Origin of the sequence: Actinophytocola sp. NPDC049390 (assembly GCF_044466355.1) — a bacterium.
GTDB lineage: Bacteria > Actinomycetota > Actinomycetes > Mycobacteriales > Pseudonocardiaceae > Actinophytocola.
The window spans coordinates 175,357-197,028 of record NZ_JBITMQ010000002.1; the positions used below are offsets into that span (position 1 = coordinate 175,357).

Annotated in this window: 8 protein-coding genes; all 8 read left to right on the plus strand. The window is 73.8% G+C overall.

Going from position 1 to position 21,672, the window contains the following annotated elements; all coding sequences use genetic code 11:
- Positions 1-61: 61 nt before the first annotated feature.
- Positions 62-8,053, plus strand: a complete 7,992-nt coding sequence (locus ACIBVP_RS07045) for an amino acid adenylation domain-containing protein (protein WP_396105087.1) — start codon at positions 62-64, stop codon at positions 8,051-8,053.
- Positions 8,050-14,973: an amino acid adenylation domain-containing protein gene (locus ACIBVP_RS07050; protein WP_396105088.1), complete on the plus strand. Its 6,924-nt coding sequence runs from the start codon at positions 8,050-8,052 to the stop codon at positions 14,971-14,973. Before ACIBVP_RS07045 ends, ACIBVP_RS07050 begins: the two co-directional genes overlap by 4 nt.
- Complete coding sequence (locus tag ACIBVP_RS07055) at positions 14,970-15,902, plus strand: threonine/serine dehydratase (protein ID WP_396105089.1); 933 nt, start codon at positions 14,970-14,972, stop codon at positions 15,900-15,902. Before ACIBVP_RS07050 ends, ACIBVP_RS07055 begins: the two co-directional genes overlap by 4 nt.
- Positions 15,889-16,869 carry a 2,3-diaminopropionate biosynthesis protein SbnA gene (gene sbnA, locus ACIBVP_RS07060; RefSeq protein ID WP_396105090.1) on the plus strand — a complete coding sequence of 327 codons (981 nt, stop codon included), beginning with the start codon at positions 15,889-15,891 and terminating at the stop codon, positions 16,867-16,869. Before ACIBVP_RS07055 ends, sbnA begins: the two co-directional genes overlap by 14 nt.
- Positions 16,857-17,780 (plus strand): ornithine carbamoyltransferase, encoded by a 924-nt coding sequence (locus ACIBVP_RS07065; protein ID WP_396105091.1) that lies wholly within the window; start codon positions 16,857-16,859, stop codon positions 17,778-17,780. The genes sbnA and ACIBVP_RS07065 overlap by 13 nt, the downstream gene beginning before the upstream one ends.
- Positions 17,777-18,853, plus strand: a complete 1,077-nt coding sequence (locus tag ACIBVP_RS07070; RefSeq protein WP_396105092.1) for an ornithine cyclodeaminase — start codon at positions 17,777-17,779, stop codon at positions 18,851-18,853. Before ACIBVP_RS07065 ends, ACIBVP_RS07070 begins: the two co-directional genes overlap by 4 nt.
- Positions 18,854-19,056: 203 nt before the next feature.
- Positions 19,057-21,507 carry a tetratricopeptide repeat protein gene (locus ACIBVP_RS07075; protein WP_396105093.1) on the plus strand — a complete coding sequence of 817 codons (2,451 nt, stop codon included), beginning with the start codon at positions 19,057-19,059 and terminating at the stop codon, positions 21,505-21,507.
- Positions 21,504-21,650 carry a hypothetical protein gene (locus tag ACIBVP_RS07080; RefSeq protein WP_396105094.1) on the plus strand — a complete coding sequence of 49 codons (147 nt, stop codon included), beginning with the start codon at positions 21,504-21,506 and terminating at the stop codon, positions 21,648-21,650. The genes ACIBVP_RS07075 and ACIBVP_RS07080 overlap by 4 nt, the downstream gene beginning before the upstream one ends.
- Positions 21,651-21,672 lie beyond the last annotated feature (22 nt).

Consider the following 21,672-nt stretch of genomic DNA (forward strand, 5'->3'; position numbering starts at 1 on the left):
GAACAACTTCGATCAAAGTCGTCGCCGAACCACGGTATCTCCGGCATCACACGGCTTTAGCATGCCCAAATTGGACCGTCAGTCGAGGTCCGTCCAGGCGTGGGGTGAGAGGTTCAGCGGGTTGCGGGCAGATCTGGATAGGTTCGACCGGGTACACGAGGCGTTCGAGGAACAGGCGAAAAGGACACCCCACCGCTGTGCGCTCGTCGCGGGTGACGAGCGCATGAGCTACGCCCGTCTGGACGAGGCCGCCAACGCGGTCGCGCACGCCCTGCTCCGCGACGGGGTGACACGTGGTGACCTGGTCGGTGTGTGCCTGCGCCGCGGCCCGCGGCTGGTACCCGCGCTGCTCGGGGTGCTGAAGGCGGGATGCGCGTACGTGCCGCTGGACCCGGCCGCTCCCCCGGCGCACGGCGCGGCGATCGTCGCGGACTCCGGGCTGTCGCTGGTGGTCGCGGACGAACCGGATCCCGCCGCGCTCGCGGACGCCGGCGTGCCCGTGCTGGCCGTCGGCGACGTCGACCACGACCGCACGACCGCTCCGGAGGTGCCGGGCGCAGGCACGGATCTCGCGTACGTGATCTACACGTCCGGCTCCACCGGCAGACCGAAAGGTGTCCAGGTCGAGCACCGCAACGTGCTCGCGTTGCTGGCATGGGCGACCGCGACCTACGGCGACGACGAGCTACGAGGGGTGCTCGCCGCCGCGTCGGTCTGCTTCGACGCGTCCGTGGCCGAGTTGTTCCCGCCGCTGGTGACCGGCGGGAGCCTGGTGCTCGCCGAGAACCTGCTCGCGCTGCCCGGGCTGGCCGCGCGGGACGAGGTGACGTTCGTGCAGGGCGTGCCGTCCGTGCTGGCGGTGCTCGCGCGGACCCCGCTGCCGCGTTCGGTGCGGACCGTCGCCATCGCCGGTGAGGCGCTGCACCGGTCGCTCGTCGACCGGCTCTACGCCAACGAGGGCGTGCGGCGGATCGTGAACTGTTACGGCCCGACCGAGGCGACGGTGAACTGCTCGTGCCACGAGGTCGCCCGGGACGGGTCGGACGACCCGCCGATCGGCACCCCGCTGCCCGGTGCCGCGTTCTCGGTACGGGACGCCGATGGCCGTGCGCTCGGCGACGACGAGGTCGGTGAGCTGTGGGTCAGCGGTGCGCTCGTGACCCGGGGGTACCTGGGGCGGCCGGAGCTGACCGCCGAGAGGTTCGTGGTCGACGCCCTCGGTGTCCGGCACTACCGCACCGGTGACCTCGTCCGGCGCCACGACGGCGACTACCACTTCGTCGGTCGCGCCGACGACCAGGTGAAGGTGCGTGGGTTCCGGATCGAACCGGGACAGGTCCAGGCGGCCCTGCTGACCCACCCGGCCGTCGGCAACGCCGTGGTGCTCGCGCCCGCCGACGAGCACGGGGAACGCAGGCTCGTCGGGTTCGTCGAACCGGCCGGGGCCCCGGTGTCCGAACCGGACCTGTTGGCCTGGCTGCGGTCACGGCTGCCCGCGCACCTGGTGCCGTCCCGGATCGCCGTGCTCGACGCGATCCCGCTCGGCACCACCGGAAAGGCGGATCGCGCGGCGCTGGCGGCGTGGGTGTTCGACCGCGAGGGCACCGAGTACGCAGCCCCGCGCACCGAGACCGAGCGGCTGGTCGCCGAGGTGGTCGCGGCCGCGTTCGGCCTGCCGCGGATCGGTGCGCACGACCGGTTCTCCGAGTCTGGCGGGCACTCGCTGGCCGCGGCGCGTGCGGTCATGCGGCTGCGGGAGACCACCGGCCGGGCGGTGACGCTGGCGGAGTTCCTCGCGGACGGCACGGTGGCGGCGGTCGCCGGACGGCTCGCGCACGCCCCGGCCGCGGCGCCGTCGGTGACGCTGGAGGCACACCCGGACCGTGGGACCTACCCGCTCACCGGCACGCAGCGGGACCTGTGGACACTCGCCCAGCTCGGCTCGACCGGCACCGCGACGACCGTCGCGTGGCGGCTGCGGCTGCGCGGCCACGCGACGGAGTCCACGCTGCGGGAGGCCGCGGACGCGGTCGTCGCACGGCACGAGGTACTGCGCAGCACGATCGGCGAACGCGGCGGCGAACCGGTCATGGTGGTGGGCCCGCCGACACGGGTACCGGTGGACGTGCACGACCTGCGCGGGCTCGCCGACGCGGACCGCCGAGCCGGGGAACTGGCCGACGCCGCCGCGCGGTACTCGTTCGACCTCACGGCCGACACGCCGCTGCTGCGGATCACGCTGCTCCGGCTCGCCGACGACGTGGCCGACCTGGTCGTCGTGTCCGACCACATCGCCACCGACGGCGCGTCCATCGGCGTGCTCATGGCGGAGCTGGTCGGTGCACCGGCGGCGTCCTTCGCGCAGGTCGGTGCGGTGGCGCTGCGAGAGCGGGCGCTCGCGGAGCTACCCGGTGAGCGGGACCGGCTCGCGGCGTACTGGTCGGCCGAGCTGGCCGGGGCGACCCCGCCGGACGCGCTGTTCGACCGCGCCGCGCAGCGGTTCGAGGGACAGCGGATCAGCAGGCCACTGCCCGCCTCGCTGGGGTCCGCGGTGCGTGCGCTCGCCGAAGCCACCGGGGTGACGCCGTTCGCGGTGTACCTGTCGGCGCTGGGGTTGCTCGTCGGCGAGCTGGTTCGTGGCCAGGACGTGCTGCTGGGAATGGCGGCCGCGCAGCGGGACCTGCCGGAACTCGAGCACACCGTCGGACCGCTGGTCGACGTGTTACCGGTCCGATTACGGATCGACGCGGACACGTCGTTCCGGCACCTGCTGCGCGCGGCCATGACCACGGCGGTGCGCGCCATCGACCACCGGGGCCTGCCCGCCGATGACCTCGCCGGGCTGTGGGGCGGCGACCGCCCCGCCGGGGTGTCGCTCACGCCCGTGTCGATCGCGGTGCAACCCGACGGTCTTCCGCTGTCGGCGCACGGACCGGACAGCCGGTTGGACCTGCTCGGCGAGCTGCCGACCGGCGGTAGCCACAACCCGCTGACGGTGTTCGTGAACACCGGCGTCGATGGCGTCGAGCTGATCGTCGAGCACGACCCGGCGCGCCTCTCCCCCGCCCGCGCCCGCTGGTTCACCGACACCCTGCTCCACCTGCTGCACACCGCCGCGACGGCACCGGACACCACACTGTCCACACTGGACCTGTTGGCGGACGGGGAACGCGCCGAGTTGACGAGGTGGGGCACCGGTCCCGCACTGCGCGCCGACGACGCGCGCGGCGTGCCGGACGCGGTGTGGCGCAACGCGTCGCGGACACCGGACGCGGTCGCGGTGTCCTGCGCGGACGGTCAGCTGACGTACGCGCAACTGGTACACCACGCCGACCGGATCGCGCGAGTGCTCGTCGCGTCCGGGGTGGCGGCCGGGGACACGGTCGGGGTGTGCCTGCCGCGCGACGAGTTCCTGCCCGCCGCGCTGCTCGCCGTGTGGCGGGCGGGTGCGGTGTACCTGCCGCTCGACACCGAGCAGCCAGTCGCGCGGCTCACCCAGCTCGCGGGTGAGGCGGGTCTGCGGGTCGTGCTCACCCGCGGCGACGCCCAGCCGGTGGCGACGGCCGTCGCCGACGCGGTGCAGGGGCTGCGGGTGATCGGCGTCGACCGCAGCGACGGGGTGCCGTTCGAGCCGGTGCTGCCCGAGGGCGACGCGCTCGCCTACGTGCTGTTCACATCCGGGTCGACCGGGCGGCCCAAGGGTGTCGAGATCAGCCACGCGAACCTGCACGCGTTCGTCCGCTCGCGGGCGCACCTCCCCGGCATGACGCGCGCCGACGCGATGCTCGCGCTCGCGCCGCTCGCGTTCGACGTGTCCGCCGAGGAACTGTGGTGGCCGCTCGCGACCGGTGCGCGGTGCGTCGTCGCCGACCGCGACAGCGCCGTCGACGGCCACCAGCTCGCGAGGCGGATCGCGCGGAGCGGTGTCACGGTCGTCGATCTGACACCCACGAGCCTGCGGATGCTGCTCGCCGCGGGCTGGGCTGGTGATCCCGCGCTGCGGCTGCTGCTCGGTGGCGAGGTGCTCGACCCCGACCTCGCCGCGCGGGCCCGGCCGCTGGTCGGTGAGCTGTGGAACGGCTACGGCCCGACGGAGGCCACGGTCGCGGCGACCGCGCACCGGGTGACCGGTACCGACGGGGAACGCGTCCCGATCGGTGCGCCGACACCGGGTGCCTGGCTGTACGTGGTGGACGAGGCGGGCCGGCTCGCGCCGCGCGGGGCGATCGGTGAGCTGTGGATCGGTGGCGCCGGTGTCGCGGCCGGCTACCGGGCGCGTCCCGAGCTGACCGCGGCCGCGTTCGTCGCCGACCCGGTGCGGCCGGGCGAGCGCTGCTACCGCACCGGTGACCTGGTCCGGTGGCGGCCGGATGCGACGCTGGAGTTCGTCGGCCGTGCCGACGGCCAGGTGAAGGTGCGGGGCAACCGGTTCGAGCTGGGCGAGGTCGAGTCGGTGCTGCGCGGACTGCCGGGGGTGGACGACGCGGCCGTGACGGTGGCCGAGGACGGCGTGGACGCCCACGTGGTCGGGTACCTCGCGCCCGCGACCGTCGACGCGGCGGCCGTCGAGCGGCAGGTCCGGCGGCTCCTGCCCGCCTACATGGTGCCGAGCGCGTGGCACACGCTGGACGGACTTCCCCTGCTGCCCAACGGAAAGCTCGACCGGCGCGCCCTCCCGGCCGTGCCCGTCGCCCGCCCGGCCGTGGCCGCACCGCTGTCGGACGCGGAAGCAGCGGTCGCGCGGGTGTGGCGGGAGTGCCTGGAGCTCGACGAGGAACTCGGTCCGGACAGCGACTTCTTCGCGCTCGGCGGCCGGTCGCTGGCGGCGACCCGCGTCGTTGGCCTCCTGCACGCACGGCTCGGCCGCCGGACCACGGTGCGCACGCTGTTCGACCACCCGGTGCTCGCCGACTTCACGACACGGATCGCCGAGAGCGCCGCCCACACCGACCGCCCGCTCGTCGCCCGCCCAGACCCCACCGCACCCGCGCCGCTGTCGTCGGCGCAGCGCATGCTGTGGTTCGCGGCGAAGCTCGACCCGGACAGCGCCGCCTACAACTCCCCCACCGTGCTGCGGATCCGGGGCGTGCTGGACGAGTCGCGGCTCTACCGCGCGGTCCACGCGCTCACGGCGCGCCACCACGTGCTGCGCAGCCGGTTCACCGAGATCGACGGGGAACCGGTCGCGCTCCTCGGGCCGGCCGACGCCGTCCCCGTGCACACGGTGGACATCGCGGAACCGGACCTGGCCTCGGCGGTGGCGGCCGAGGTCCGGCGGCCCTTCACGCTTCACGCGGCGCCACCGCTGCGTGCGGTCCTGTTCCGGCTCGCACCGGACCACCACGTGCTGGCACTCACCTGTCACCACATCGCCACCGACGCGGTGTCCCAACGACTCCTGTTGTCCGAAGTGGACCGGTACTACCGCGCGGAGCCCGACGACTGGCCGTCGCCACCGGCGCTCCAGTACGCCGACCACGCCGAGTGGGAACGCGAGCAGGACCTGACCGCGGGCCTCGACTGGTGGGAGCGGCGGCTCGCGGACCTGCCCGCGCTGCGGCTGCCGACCGACCGGACCCGCCCGGCCGTCGCCGACTGGTCGGCGGACGAGGTCCCGGTGCGCCTGTCCTCGGCCGTCTCGGACCGGGTCCGCGCACTGGCGGCCGCCGCCGGGACCACCCCGTTCACGGTGCTGCTCGCGGCCTGGCAGCTGCTGCTCGCGCGACTGGCCGGGGTGACCGACCTCGCGGTCGCCGTGCCACACGGCGGTCGCCGCGCCGCCGAACTGGCCGGGATGGTCGGCTTCTTCGTCAACACCGTGGCCGTCCGCGCCGACCTGACCGGCCTCGGGTCCGGCCGCGACCTGGTGGGCAGGGCCCGTGGCACCGTCCTCGACGCGTTCGCCCACGCCGACGTGCCGTTCGACGAGGTGGTGCGCAGGCTCGCACCGGAGCGGGACCCGGCGAGCACCCCGGTGTGCCAGGTGATGATGAACGTCCTGGACGAGCAGGCGACCGCGTCGCTCGGCGACCTGGCCGTGACGGTGCTGCCGCAGCCCGTCGCCACCGCGCTGTACGACCTGAACCTGGACCTCAGTGACACCGGCACTGGGTACGCGGGCAGGCTCGTGTTCCGCACCGACCTGTTCGACCGGACCACGATCGACCGCTGGGTCCGCTGGTACGGCACCCTCCTGGACCGGCTCACCGCCGACCCGGACGCCGCACTGTCCACACTGGACATCCTGGACGACGGCGAACGTGCCGTGCTGTTCGCCTGGGGTACCGGGAAACCCTTGCCCGCCATGCGAACCGTGGTCGCCGACGTGCTCGCGCAACCACCCGGCGCGGTGGCGACGTCCTCGCCCGCCGGGCGACTGTCCTATGCCGACCTGGCGGCGTGGTCGGCTCAGGGCGCTCGCGGCCTGCTCGCCGCGGGTGTCGCCACCGGTGACGTGGTCGGCGTGTGCCTGCCGCGCGACGAGTACCTGCCCGCCGGGCTGCTCGCCGTGTGGCGGGCAGGTGGCGCGTACCTGCCGCTGGACCCCGGGCATCCCGCGGGCCGGATCGCGGCACTCGCGGCCGACGCCGGGATCCGGGTCGTCGCGGCCCGCGGCCAGGCGCTGGCCGTGGCCCGCGCCGCGCTGCCGCACCTGACCGTCGTGGACCTCGACGCTCCCGCCACGGACACACGTCCGCCGCGGGAGCCGAGCCTGGACGACCTCGCCTACGTGCTCTACACCTCCGGGTCGACCGGCAGCCCGAAGGGCGTCGCGGTCACGCACAGGAACCTCGCCGCGCTGGTCCACGCGTTCCGCGAGGTGACCGGCGTACGGCCCACCGACACGTGGCTGGCGGTCGCGCCGCTCGTGTTCGACACGGCCACCGGCGAACTCTGGACGACGCTCACCTCGGGCGCGCACTGCGCGATCGCCGACCGGGACTGTGCCGTCGACGGGCACGCGCTCGTTCAACGGCTCGTCGCGACCGGTGCGACCCGGTTCAACCCGACACCGACCACGTTGCGGATGCTCGTCGCCGCCGGACTGCCCGACCTGCCCGGACTGCACGTGCTCTCCGGCGGCGAAGCACTCGACGTCGCCCTGGCGCGGCAGATCACCGCCCGCGTCGCGAGCCTGCGCAACTGCTACGGCCCCACGGAGACCACCATCACCGCGACCACACACCTGGTGACCACCGCCGACCTGGCGGCCGACCGGCCGGTGCCGATCGGGCGACCCCTCGGCGGCACGCTCCTCACCGTGGTCGACCCGTTCGGTCAGACCGCGCTGCCCGGCGCGGTCGGCGAACTGTGCATCGGCGGCGCGGGCGTGACGCCCGGCTACCGGGACCGGCCGGAGCTGACCGCGGCGGCGTTCGGCACCGACCCGTCGCACGGCGGCCGCTGCTACCGCTCCGGCGACCTGGTCCGCTGGCGCGCCGACGGCGAGCTGGAGTTCCACGGCCGCGCCGACCACCAGGTCAAGATCCGCGGCAACCGGGTGGAACTCGGCGAGGTGGAACATGTGCTGCGCACCACGGCCGGGGTGACCGACGCGGTGGTCGTCGTGCGCACCGACGGCGAACCACACCTCGTCGGCTACCTCACGCCGTCCACTGTGGACATCGCGGCGGTCGGGACGTCGCTGCGTGAACGGTTGCCCGACTACGCGGTGCCCCACCGGTGGGTGGCGCTCGACGCGTTCCCCGCCACCGCGACCGGCAAGGTGGACCGCGCCGCACTCCCCGCACCGGCGGCACCGGCGCGGCCGGACGACCCGCCCGCGTCGCCGCTCGAGGAACTCGTCGCGGTCACCTGGGCCGGGGTGCTCGGCCGCGAGCAGGTCGGCGCCCTGGACGACTTCTTCGGGCTCGGCGGGCATTCGCTCGCCGCGACCAAGGTCGTCGGCCGCCTCGGCGAGGCGCTCGGTTTCTCCGTCCCGGTGCGGTGCCTGTTCGACCGGCCGGTGCTGCGGGAGTTCGCGGCGGAACTCGAACGGATCGCGATGACCGCCCTGGCGGACGACGCCGTATCGACGGGGAGCACGGCATGACGGACTCGCTGGTCACCCCCGCACAGCAACGCATGCGCGAGTTGCTCGCCGGCCGTGCCGCCGCCGCACTGCGTGGCGACGTTCCCGTCGCGGAGCCCGCCATCCCCCGCCTCCCCCGCGACGGGAGACCGGTGCCGCTGTCGTCCGCGCAGGCCAGGCTGTGGTTCCTGGCCCGCTTCGAACCTGGCGGCCACGCCTACAACCTGCCGCTCGTGCTCGAACTGACCGGGCACGCCGACGACACCGCGTTGCTGGCCGCGGTCCGTGACGTCGCCGACCGGCACGACGTGCTCCGCGGCGTGTACCGGGAGGTCGACGGCGAGCCCATGCGGTGCGCGGGACCCGTCGTCCCGGTGTCCACTGTGGACGTCACGGCGGCGGAGCTGGACGCCGAGGTGGCCGCCGAGGCCGCCCGGCCGTTCGCGCTCGACGACGCGCCACCGATGCGGGCCGTGCTGTTCCGGGTCACCGCCGAGAAGCGGGTGCTGGCGTTGACGTTCCACCACATCGCGATGGACGCCCCGTCCGCCGCGGTCGTGCTCGACGACCTCGCCGCCTGCTACGCCGCCCGCCTGCACGTCCGCGACGTGCCGCCGCCACCGGCGCTCCAGTACGCGGACCTGGTGGCGTGGCACGGTTCCCGGCCGGACACCGCCGACGCCGACCTGGACTGGTGGTGCGCGCGGCTCGCCGGGCTCCCGCCGGTGCTGGAGCTGCCTACCGACCGTCCCCGCCCGGCCGTGGCCGGGGACGAGGGCGCCGAGGTCGGCGTCGTGGTGCCCGCGGCGCTGACCGCGCGGCTGCGGGAGATCGGCCGCACCACCGGCGCCACCCCGTTCATGGTGTTCCTGGCGTGCTGGCAGGCACTGCTCGGCAGGCTGGCCGGGACCACCGACGTGCCGGTGGGTGTGCCGGAGTCGGGCCGCCACCACCCGGACGCGGAACAGGTCGTCGGCTGCTTCGTCAACACGCTGGTGCTGCGCACCGACCTGGCCGGGGCGACCACGGGCCGCGAGCTGCTCGCCGCCGCCCGGGACACGGTGCTCGACGCGTTCACGCACACGGACGTGGCGTTCGAGCGGATCGTGGCGCGGGTCGCGCCGCGGCGCGGGCTCGACGCCTCACCGGTCTTCCAGGTCATGCTCAACGTGCTCGACGAGCAGGCGCGGCCCCCCGAGCTGCCCGGTCTCACCGCCCGGGTCACCGAACCGCCGGTGCGCAGCGTCAAGTTCGACCTGAACCTCGCGCTGTCCCGGAACGGCGACGGCTACTCGGGTGGGCTGGCCTACCGCACCGACCTGTTCGACGCCGGCACGGCGGAGCGGATCGCCCGCTGGTTCGTCACGCTCGTCGACGGGGTCACCGCCGACCTCGACCGCCCGGTCGCCGAGGTGCCGATCGAGGTCGTCACCGCGCCGGTGCTGGCAGGACCGGAACCGGCACGGTCCGGGTTCCGGCCGGTGCACACGCTGATCGAGGACACCGCCGACCGCTGCCCCGACCGGGTCGCCGTGGTCGGGGCGACCGGCGCGCTCACCTACCGGCAGCTCGACGAACGCGCCAACCGGATCGCGCACCGGCTGCTCTCACTCGGGGTGCGGGCCGACGAGCCGGTCGGGCTGCTGCTCGAACAGGGCACGGACGTGGCGTGCGCGGTGCTCGGCATCATGAAGGCCGGTGGCGCGTACCTGCCGATGGACACCACCTACCCGACGGCACGGGTGGCCGCCATCCTCGCCACCGGAGGCGCGCGGATCCTGCTGGCCGAACCCGGTCTCGACGTGACCGCCCCCGATGTCACCGTCACGACCGTCGACGACGCGGTCACCGCCCAGCCGGGCACCCGGCCGGACGTGCCGGTCGCGGAGCACGACCTGATCCACGTGATCTTCACATCCGGTTCGACCGGGGCGCCGAAGGGGGTCGCGGTCGAGCACCGCAACGTCGCGCACTACCTGGCGGGCATGCTGCCCCGGCTCGGTGACGTGGCCGGTGCGTCGTTCGCGGTCGTCTCCACCCCGGCGGCCGACTTCGGCCTCACCTGCGTGTACGGCGCGCTGACCACCGGCGGCACCGTCCACCTGGTCGACCGGGACACCGCGATGGACCCGGAGTCGTTCGCCGGGTACCTGGCCGAGCACCCGGTCGACGTGCTCAAGTGCGTACCCAGCCACCTGGAACTCCTTGCCCGGCACGGAGATCTCGTCGCCGTGCTGCCCGAGCGGCTCCTGATCCTCGCCGGTGAGGCGTGCCCGTGGTCGCTCGTCGAGCGCGTCGAGACGGCCCGGCCGGGCCTGCGGGTGCAGAGCCACTACGGGCACACCGAGAGCACGATGATCTCGATGACGTGCGACGTGGCGACCGTCCCGTCGCACGAGCGCACCGGGTACGTGCCGCTCGGCACGCCGCTGCCCGGCGTCGTCGGCCACCTCGTCGACGCGCGTGGCGCGGTCGTGCCCGCGGGGATGACCGGCGAACTGGTGATCGGCGGACCGCAGATCACCCGCGGCTACCTCGGCGACGACACGCAGACCGCGGCCCGGTTCGTGCCGGACCCACTGGGCACCGGTGTGCGGTGCTTCCGCAGCGGCGACCTGCTGCGGGTGCGTGCCGACGGGACGGTGCAGTTCCTCGGCCGCGCCGACGACCAGGTGAAGGTGCGTGGCCACCGGGTGGAGCTGGGTGAGGTCACCGCCGCCCTCCGTGACGTCGACGGGGTGGCCGAGGCCGTGGTGCTCCCGGTCGGCGCCGGGCTGGACCGCAGGCTCGCGGCGTGGCTCGTGCCGGCGCGGGGTGTCGGCCTCGCCGTCCCGGCCGTGCGGCGGACGCTGCGTGACCGGCTGCCGGACTACATGGTGCCCACCTCCCTCACCGTCCTGGAGCGCCTGCCGCTCAACGCGAACGGCAAGATCGACCGGGCCGCGCTGCCCGACGCGACCGAACGCGCGCCCGTTGTGCGGCGGCCGGTGGCGACCCCGGCCGAGCGGCTCGTGGCGCGGGTCTGGGGTGAGGTGCTCGGGCTCGGCGACGTGGCGGCCGACGACGACTTCTTCGCCGTGGGCGGCCATTCCTTCGCGGCGGTCCGGGTTGCCGGACGGCTCGGTGAGGCGCTGCGCCGCGACGTGGCCGTGCGCACGGTGTTCGAGCACCCGGTGCTGGCCGACCTCGCCGCCGCGCTGACCGCGGACCCCGGCGGAGTGTTCGGTGGCGCGCCCATCCCCGTGCGGCCGGACCCCGAGGCGCCCGCGCCGCTGTCGTCCGCGCAGGCGCGGCTGTGGTTCCTCGAACTGCTCGAACCGGGTTCGGCCTACCACGCCGACCTCGTGCTGCGGCTGCGTGGACCGGTGGACGCGGCGGCGATGGCGCTCGCGGTACGGGACGTCGCCGCACGGCACACCGTGCTGCGCAGCGTCATCGAGGAACGCGACGGCACCCCGGTGGCCGTGCCGGTGCCCGCCGACCGCGTCCCCGTATCCATTGTGGACATCGCGGCGGACGCAGTGGACGCGGCGTGCCGGGCGGAGCTTGCGCGGCCGTTCGCGCTCGACCGGGAACCGCCGCTGCGGGCCACGCTGTTCCGGGTCGCCGACGGTGAGCACGTGCTCGCGCTCACCGTGCACCACATCGCGACCGACAACTGGTCGCGGGGCGTCATCGGCACGGACCTCGCCGACGCGTACGCCGCCCGGCTCGCGGGGTCGGCACCGGACGCGACCCTGCCCGTGCAGTACGCGGACTACGCCGCGTGGCTGGCCGCCCGGGCCCGCGACGAGGACCTGAACTGGTGGTGCGACCGCCTGTCCGGGCTGCCGCCGCTGCTCACGCTGCCGACCGACCGGCCCCGGCCGGCGGTGGCCGACTGGTCCGGCGGGCACGTCCGGTTCGCGCTCCCCGCCGCACTCACCGCCCGTGTCCGGGACGTGGCCGCCGACGTGGGCGTGACGCCGTTCATGGTGCTCCTCGCCTGCTGGCAGGAACTGCTCGGCCGCCGCGCCGGGACCGATGACGTCGCGGTCGGCGTGCCCGAGTCCGGCCGGCACCACCCGGGTGTCGAGGCGACGGTGGGCTGTTTCGTGAACACGCTCGTGCTGCGCACGGACCTCGGCGGCGACCCGACCGTGCGGGAGCTGCTCGCACGGTCCCGCGAGACCGTGCTCGGCGCGTTCGCGCACGCCGAGACACCGCTCGAAGGGATCATCGAACGGTTGCGGCCGGAGCGGTCCGTCGCCGCGACGCCGATCTTCCAGGTGCTGCTGAACGTCCTGGACCAGCCCGCGACGCCGCCCGCCATCCCCGGTGTCGAGGTGACCGCCGTCCGCGACGCGGGCGAGAAGGTGAAGTTCGACCTCAGCATGGTGCTGGTCAACGACGGCGACACCTACCTCGGCGGCCTCGCCTACCGGGCCGACCTGTTCGACGCGGGCACCGCCGAGGAGATCGTCGCCGACTTCCAGGCACTGCTGGCCGACCTGCTGTCCGATGTGGACCAACCGGTCGCGTCGGTCGGCCCGGCCCGCAACGACGCAGGCCCGGTCGCCGCGCCCGCCGCCGCGCCGGTCGCGGGTTCCCACGCACCGGAAACCCCGACCGAGCAACTCGTCGCGCGGGTGTGGGCGCAGGTGCTCGAGGTGCCGGAGGTCCACGCGGACGACGACTTCTTCGCGCTCGGCGGGCATTCCTTCACCGCCGTCCGCGCGGTCCGGCTGATCGACGAGCGGCTGCGGGTCATCGACCTGTTCCTGCACCCGACCGTCCGCGAACTGGCCGCGCACCTCGACGCCGGGCAGAGGACCGACGACGGGCGCCTACTGCACCGCCTCTCCCCCGCCCGCGCGGGCACCGCGGACGTGACGCTGGTCTGCGTGCCCTACGGCGGTGGCTCCGCTGCCGTCTTCGGCCCGCTCGCCACCGAACTCGCCGCCGCCGCACCGGGCGTCGACGTACTCGCCGTCGAGCTGCCCGGCCACGACGTGGCCCGGCCCGACGAGGCGTTCCGCACCGTCGACGAGGTCGTGGACCTGCTCGCCGACGAGATCGGCCGGACCGTCACCGGCCCGGTCGCGGTGTACGGGCACTGTGTCGGCTCCGCCGTCGCGACCGCGCTCGCCGCCCGGCTCGAAGCCGACGGCCGCGACGTCGTCGGGGTCGTCGTGGCGGGCAGCTTCCCCGCGGCCAGGCTGCCGGGCAAGGTGTCGGCGTGGCTGCAGCGCCGGTTCCCCCGCGAGCGCTGGGTGGCCGACCGGCTCTACCGGGACACGCTGCGGGCGACCGGCGGCCTCATGGACGACATGGACGAGGCCGCGAGCGCGGCCATGCTGCGTGCGCTGCGGCACGACGCCGGACAGGCGCAGGCCTGGTTCGGCCGCGCGCTCGACCCGGACGCCGCGGACCGTCCCCGGCTCGCGGCGCCGATCCTGTGCGTCGTCGGGTCGAGCGACCCCGCGACCGAGCTGTACCAGGAGCGGTACCGGGAATGGGGCGCGTTCGCCGACCGGGTCGAGCCGGCCGTGCTGCCCAGGGCCGGGCACTACTTCCTGCGCCACCAGGCCGCCGAGGTCGCCGCCCTGCTGCGGGACCGGCTCTCCCGCTGGGCCGCCGGTGACCTGCCGCCCCGGGTCGACGACGTCCCGGTCGCCGCCCCCGAGGCACGCCGAGGGCTGCGCGCGTTCTACACCGTCGCGGGCGGCCAGGCCGTGTCGATGATCGGCAACGAGCTGAGCGCGTTCGCGCTCGGCGTGTGGGCCTACCAGCGCAGCGGCCGGGTCATCGACCTCGCGCTGGTCGTGTTGCTCGCCCGCGTGCCGAGCATGCTGCTGACGCCGGTCGGCGGTGCGCTCGCCGACCGGGTGGACCGCAGACGGATCATGCTGGCCTGCGACCTGACGAGCGGCGCGGCGATGGCCGTGCTCGCCGTGCTGGTCGCACTGGGACGGCTCGACCTCGTGGCGGTGTGCGCGATCGTCGGGGTCATGTCGGTGGCGTCGGCGTTCCACCGGCCCGCCTACCTGGCGGCGATCGCCCAGCTGGTGCCGAAGCCGTACCTGCCGCAGGCCAACGCGCTCGCCGACATCGGCGCCGGGCTCGGCACCATCCTCGGGCCCGTCCTCGGCGGTGTCCTCATGGGACTGTCGGGGCTGACCGCGGTCGTCGTGGTCGACGTGGCCACGTTCGCGATCGGTGTCGTCTCCCTGGTGCTGGTGCGGTTCCCGAACCGGTTGTTCTTCACCCAGACCGAACCGTTCGCGAAGGCGGTCACCGGCGGGTGGAAGTTCGTGGTGCGCCGCAAGCCGCTGCTGGTGATGATCGGCTACTTCGCGGTGGTCAACTACTTCACCGCCGTGATGTGGGTGGGGCTCACCCCGCTGGTCCTGTCGATCGGCTCGACCGGTGAGCTGGGGGTGGTCAGCGCCGTCGGCGGGATCGGCGCCGCGGTCGGCGCGGTCGTCGTGGTGATCTGGGGCGGCACCGTCCGCCGCGCCACCGGCATGATCGCGTTCGTCATCGGCTCCGGGCTCGGGGTGGCGCTGATGGGTGCGTGGCCGTCGGTGCTCGTGGTCGCGGCCGGCCTGTTCGTGCGGCTGGCGTGCATGAGCATCGGCAACGCGCACTGGCTCTCGATCATCCAGACGAAGGTCGGTCAGCAGCTGCAGGGACGGGTGCTGGCGATCAACGTCATGCTCGCGACGGCCATGCAGCCTCTCGGTTTCCTGACCGCGGGCCCGCTCGCCGACTGGCTCGGCGGCTTCGCCACGCTGATGGTGGTCTCCGGTGCCGTGCTGGTGGTGTGGGGGGTGCTCGGCCTGCGGTACCGGCCGCTGCACGACATCGAGGACCTGCTGCCGGACGCGGCGCCACCGGCCGAGGTCGACGCCGACCTCGACCGCGTGCAGGCACTCGCCGACCGGGAGCTGGCCCGATGACGCCGCCCCTCGTCGGCGCGGCCGACATCCGCGCCGCCGCCGAACGGATCCGGCCCGCCGTGCACCGCACCCCGCTGCTGGGTGGCGACGGCTTCTGGCTCAAGCCGGAGCACCGGCAGCGGACCGGCTCGTTCAAGGCACGCGGCGCGTTCAACGCGGTCGCCCGCCTCACCGCGGACCACGTCCTCGCCCAGTCGTCCGGCAACCACGGACGGGCGGTGGCCTACGCGGCGGCACGGCACGGCCTGCGCGCCACGGTCGTCCTGCCCGACACCGCACCGGTGTTGAAGGTGGACGCCGTGCACGCACTCGGCGCCCGCGTGGTCGTGGTGCCGCCCGCGTTGCGCGAGTCCACCACCGCGGAGCTGGCGGCCCGCACCGGTGCCACTGTGATCGGCTCCGCCGATCTCGACGTGATCGCCGGGCACGGCACGGTCGGCGCCGAGATCGTGGCTGACCTGCCGGACGTGCGCACGGTTCTGGTGCCGGTGTGCAACGGCGGCCTGCTCGCCGGGGTCGCCGCCGCGGTCAAGGCGGTCTCCCCCGCCACCCGCGTCGTCGGCGTCGAGCCCGCGCTGGCCGGGGACGCGGCCGAGTCACTGCGGCTGGGCACGCTGGTGCGGTGGCCGGTCGAGCAGACCTACCGCACCATCGCGGACGGGCTGCGCGCGCCGGTGCTCGGCGAGCCGGCGTGGCGGCACATCAGGGTGCTCGTGGACGACATCGTCACCGTCGACGAGGACAGCATCGTCGCCGCGCAGGAGTTCCTGTCCGCCCGGTTCGGCGTGCTCGCCGAGCCCAGCGGCGCGGTGGCGACCGCGGCGTACCTGACCGGCCAGTCGCTCGGCGCGACCGTGGCGGTCGTGTCCGGCGGCAACGTCGCGGCCACTGTCCCGGCGGGAGAGCGGGTGTCCGTTGAACACGGGTGAGCCGGGCGGTGTGCTCGCGACGATCGGCCGCACCCCGCTGGTCGCGCTGGAGCGCGTCGTGCCGATCGCGGACGTGCGGGTCTTCGCGAAGATGGAGAAGTTCAACCCGGGCGGCAGCGTCAAGGACCGCACCGCGCTGCACATGCTGCGCGGCAAGATCCGGTCCGGTGAGCTGGTGCCGGGCCGGTCGGTGGTCGTGGAGTCGACGTCCGGCAACCTCGGGGTCGGTCTCGCGCAGCTGTGCGCCTACTTCGGACTCGAGCTGATCTGCGTGGTCGACACCCGCACGACCGCGCAGTCGGTCGCGCTGTTGCGGGCCTACGGCGCGACGGTGGAGGTCGTGTCCCCGACGGGCGGCGACCTGCTCGCCGCGCGGATCGCCAGGGTGCGCGAGCTGGTGACGCGGCTGCCGGACGCGTTCTGGCCCAACCAGTACGAGAACCCGCTCAACGCGGCCGCGCACGAGCAGACGATGGCCGAGATCGTGACCGCGCTGGACGGACGGCTCGACTACCTGTTCTGCTCGGTGAGCACCGGCGGCACGCTGCGCGGCTGCGCCGACTACATCCGCGACCACGGCCTGGCCACGAAACTGGTCGCGGTCGACGCGGCGGGCAGCGCGATCTTCCACACCCCGACCGAGCACCGACGAATCCCGGGGCACGGCGCCGGCCGGCGGCCGCCGCTGGTGGACGTGGGCGCGGTCAGCGAGATCGTCCACGTCACCGACCTGGAATGCGTGCGTGCCTGCCGCCTGCTGGTGGCGCGCGAGGCGATCCTCGCGGGTGGGTCGTCCGGCGCGACCGTGTCCGCGCTGCGCAAGCTGCGCGACCGCATCCCCGCCGGTTCCCGGTGCGTGCTCGTCTTCCCCGACGACGGCAACCGGTACCTCGACACCATCTACTCGGACTCCTGGGTGTTCGAGCACTTCGGGGACGTGCGTGAGGAGCAACCATGCGTCATCTGATCTCGCTCGACGACCTCACCGACGAGGACCTGCGCGCCATCGTCGCCAGGGCGGCACGGCTCGCTGACGACCCGCGGCAGGCGGCCACGTCACTGGCCGGTGAGGTCGTCGGCATCTACTTCAGCAAGACCTCCACGCGCACCCGCACGGCGTTTTCCTCGGGCGCGCTGCGGCTCGGCGCGCGCATCATCTCCTACGGGCCGGGTGACCTGCAGATCAACACCGGCGAGACCATCGAGGACACCGGCCGGGTGCTGTCCACCATGCTCGACGCGCTCGTGGTGCGCACCGCGGGCGACCCGGCCGAGCTGCGGGCCATGGCCGACCAGAAGCGCATGTCGGTGGTCAACGCCATGACCGCCGACGAGCACCCCACCCAGGCACTCGCGGACCTCACCACGATGGTCCGCCGGTTCGGGCGCGTCGACGGGCTGCGGGTGCTGTACCTGGGCGAGGGCAACAACTCCGCGGCCGCGCTCGCGCTGGCGCTCACCCGGTTCCCCGGCACCGAGCTGCACCTGCGCACCCCGCCCGGCTACGGCCTCGACCCCGAGGTGCTGGCACGAGGCCAGGCGCACGCCGCCCGCCACGGCGCGTCCCTTGTGGAACGTCACGACATGACCGACCTGCCGACAGCGGACGTCGTGTACACGACGCGGTGGGAGACGACGGGCACGACCAAGCCGGACCCGGACTGGCGCACGGTGTTCGCGCCGTTCCAGGTGACGCGGGAGATCTGGCGGACCAGCCCGGACGCGGTGTTCATGCACGACCTGCCCGCGCACCGCGGCGAGGAGGTCACCGCCGAGGTGCTCGACGGGCAGGACAGCATCGCGTTCGCGCAGGCGGAGAACAAGATGTACAGCGCGATGGCGGTACTGGAGTGGTGCCGGGGCAGGGACGTGGCGTGAGCGAGCTTGCGAGCGAACCATTGACACAGCGTGAGCCGTGGTACGACCAGGCGGACACGGGACTGGCGGGCGCGGGCCGGGTGACCGTGCTGTCACGCGCGGACGTCCGGCGGTGCCTGGCGGCCGTCGACCCGGTCGCGGTCGTCCGGCAGACGCTGGCCGACCACGACCGCGGCGAGAGCCTGCTGCCCGCGGAGGCCTACCTGCGGTGGGAGAACTCGCAGGGCGCGTACACCCGGTCGATCGGCATGCCGGGCGCGGTGGGGCCGCACCACGGCATGAAGATCATCAACGCGAGCGTGTCCAACCCGGCGGCGGGCCTGGAACGCGCCGGCGGGCTGGGCCTGTGTTTCGACGCCGAGACCGCCCGGGTCACGACGATCCTGGAGGCGGGACTGCTGAGCGCGGTGCGCACGGCGGCGGTGAGCGCGGTGGGGGTGGCCGCCACGGGCTACTCCGGTGCCGGCTCGCTCGCCGTCGTGGGCTGCGGCGCCCAGGGCCGGATGCACGCGGCACTGCTGACCCGCGAACTGCCCGGCCTGCGCACGGTGTCGCTGTACGACCACGACCCGGCCGTCGCCCGCCGGCTGGCGGACCTGCTCGCCCGCGACGACCTCGTGGTGACGGTGCACGACACCGCCCGCGACGCGGTCACCGCCGGTGAGATCGCGGTCTTCACCACCACCGCCGACAAGGGCTACGTGACCCCGGCCTGGGCGCGGCCCGGCGCGCTGCTGGTCAACGTGTCGCTTGGCGACCTCGCGGACGAGACGTTCCTCGACGCCGCCGCACTGTACGTGGACGACCTCGACCTGGTCGCGGACAACCCGCGCCGCCCCCTCGGCCGCCTGATGGGCGACGGACTGGTCACCCGCCCTGGCGACGACACGGCGAAACCGATCGACGCCACCCTGGGCGGGCTGCTCACCGGCCGGTACTCCAGCCGCGGCGTGGCCCGGCCGCACGTCGTGCTCAACCCGTTCGGCATGGGGGTGCTGGACGTGGCGCTCTACGGCGCGGTCGCCGCACACGCCCGTCACGAAGGCCTCGGCTCGACGGTCGACCTCGGCTGAGGACCGACCCGACAGCACGCCGACACGCCCACCCCGTCAACGGTCAGATCCAGCTCGACGTGACGCGGTCAGTATGGTCAACCCCTGCCCGCTTGTCGTTCAGGGAGCACCCCGTGACGGAGGAACAACCGCCGAGTCCGGTCGGAGCACGGTCGTACGACGACTTGGCGCAGCGGCTGAGACAGGCTCTGGCGTGGGCGGGGTTGACCACTCGGGAACTGCACCGGCGGGTGCGGCGGTTACGCACGGCCCGAGGGACGGCCGACCTGCCCGCCTACAACACGGTGTACCGCTGCCTGCGGCCGGGACGCAGCCGAATGGACGTCGAACTGGTCGTCGACATCGCGGCGGCCCTGCTCGGCATGGACGTCGCGGCGGAATGGCGGCAGGCGCACCGGGTGATCACCGGCAAGGCCACCGAGGCGGCCGTGATCGGCGTCGCCGACCAGCTGCCCGCCGGGGTCGGCCGGTTCGTCGGCAGGCAGGCGCACCTTCGCGAGGTGCTGGCGACCGGGCCGGACGAGGGCGGGGTCTGGGTGATCTCCGGCATGGCCGGGGTCGGCAAGACCCGGTTCGCCAGCGAGGTCGCGCGGCTGCTCGCCGAGCGGAACCAGTTCGCCGACGTGCGGCTGGTGGTCGACCTGCGCGGCTTCGACGCGGATCGGCCCGCCGCGGACCCGGCCGCGGTGCTCGACGGCTTCCTGCGCAGGCTCGGGGCGTCCGGTAGCGAGATCGGCTGCCTCACCCTCGCCGGCCGCAGCGCGCTGTTCCGCCGGTTGCTTGACGGACGGCGCGCGCTGATCCTGCTGGACAACGCCGCGTCGGTCGACCAGGTGCTGCCGTTGTTGCCCGCCACTCCGACCAGCATGGTGCTGGTCACCAGCAGGCGCCGCCTCGTCGGGTTGGCGGCGGCCGGGAACGTGGCGCTGGACGTGTTCACACCGGAGGAGTCGGTGGAGTTGCTCCGCGACGGCATCGGCGCCGAGCGCGTCGACGCGGAGCAGGGCGAGGCGGCCGACATCGTCGAGATGGTCGGCAGGCTGCCGTTGGCCCTCGCGCTGGTGGCCCGCCGGTTGGCCGCCTCACGTGGCTGGACGATGGCCGACCACCGTGACCGCCTCGCAGACCTGCGGACCATGTTGCGGCTGGACGACGGTGTCGAAGTCGCGTTGCGCACGTCGTACGACGAGCTGGACGAACCGGACCGGGTCCTGCTCGGGTTGCTCGCCATGTACCCGGGACGCGATGTCGACGACCACGCGGCGGCGGTCCTGGCCGGCGTCGACGTCGACGTCGTCCGCCGACAACTCGACGACCTGGTCGCTGCCAACGTGGTCACCGCCCGCGGGTCGCGGTACGAACTGCACGACCTGGTCCGGGTGTTCGCCGAGAAGCGCGTCCGGGAGGACGTCCAGCCTCGCGTGCGCCGGGCCGCCGCGGTCCGGCTGCTCCACTTCCAGCTGGCCACCGCCCGTGCCGCGCTCGTCACCTGTTACGCCCACGAGGCGGACCGGTGGGCCGACCTGCCCGGCTCCGAGGTGCCGGGACTCGTGTTCGACGGGGCGGACGAGGCGATGACCTGGCTGGACACCGAGCGGGTCAACCTCGTCGTCGCGTCCGGGTGGGCGCTGGCCGAGGGGCGTGACGAGCACGTGACGTGGCTCGCGTGCGTGCTGACGAGCTATTTCGAGGCCCGCGTACACGTGAGTGACGCACTCGCCCTGTACTGGAACGCCATGCGGGTCGCGTCCGGCGTCGCACGAGGGCACGTGCTGAACGGGCTGGCCATGACCCACTGGCAGATGGGGCAGGCCACCGAGTCACTCGTCATCCTGGAGGAGGCGATCAGGGCGTTCTCGGCCGCCGGAGAGTCCGGCTACGCCAACTACCTGTCGGGGAACGTGGGCCTGTTGCTGACCAGTCTCGGTGACTACCGTGCCGCGTTGCCCTGTTTTCGGCGAGCCATGGAGTTCGCCGCCGCGAAGAACAACGAATCGTTCCGCGGACGCCAGTTGTGCAACATCGGCCTCGCCGAACTGCGGCTGGGGAACTACCCCGCCGCCGTCGACAACTTGACCCGTGCGCTCGCCGTGACCAGGTCGATCGGCGACCACCTCTGTGAATGCCGGGCGCTCGACGGTCTCGGCACCGCGTTCTGGCGGATGGGCAAGGACACCGAAGCACGAGCCCGGTACGAACAGTCACTCGCCCTGGCGAGGCAGACGCACAACCGGGCTGACGAGTGCAAGGTGCTCAGCCATCTCGGTGTCCTGCTCGTCGCGGAAGGACGGTTCGACGAGGCGTTGGCGCATCACCGGCAGGCCATCGACCTGGCCGACCGGATCGGCAGCAGGGAAGGACTGCTGGCCGCGACCAACGACATGGCGGTCACCCTGCTCGCCGCCGGGAAGGCGTCCGACGCCGTGCGTTGCCTGCGGCAGTTGATCGACTCGGTGACCGCGGTGGACAGCCGCTACGAACTCGCCAGAGCTCAGAACGGACTCGCCGACGCGCTGTTCGCCGCGGGCGATCCGGTCGCCGCGCGGACACACTGGCAGTCCGCGCACGCCGCGTACACCGAGATGGGTGTGCCGGAAGCCGCCGAGGTCGGCGAGCGCCTGGTGAGTGGACCCGCGTCCATCTCTGATGCATGACCGGTCCATGGGCGGTGACCAGGATGTGCCCGCATCCGTTGCTCCCGAAAGGTGACCGCCACATGTCCGAGAACATGAACAACATCTTCGGCCGCACCAGGGACGTCCACGTCAGCGGCATCAACCCGCCGGCAGCCGGCTGACCGGAATCGACGAGCACGCGGG

Excerpts from the sequence above, each read along its gene's own strand:
- ACIBVP_RS07045 (WP_396105087.1), top strand. The coding sequence starts at position 62 with ATGCCCAAATTGGACCGTCAGTCGAGGTCCGTCCAGGCGTGGGGTGAG.
- ACIBVP_RS07050 (WP_396105088.1), top strand. The coding sequence starts at position 8,050 with ATGACGGACTCGCTGGTCACCCCCGCACAGCAACGCATGCGCGAGTTG.
- ACIBVP_RS07055 (WP_396105089.1), top strand. The coding sequence starts at position 14,970 with ATGACGCCGCCCCTCGTCGGCGCGGCCGACATCCGCGCCGCCGCCGAA.
- ACIBVP_RS07065 (WP_396105091.1), top strand. The coding sequence starts at position 16,857 with ATGCGTCATCTGATCTCGCTCGACGACCTCACCGACGAGGACCTGCGC.
- ACIBVP_RS07080 (WP_396105094.1), top strand. The coding sequence starts at position 21,504 with ATGACCGGTCCATGGGCGGTGACCAGGATGTGCCCGCATCCGTTGCTC.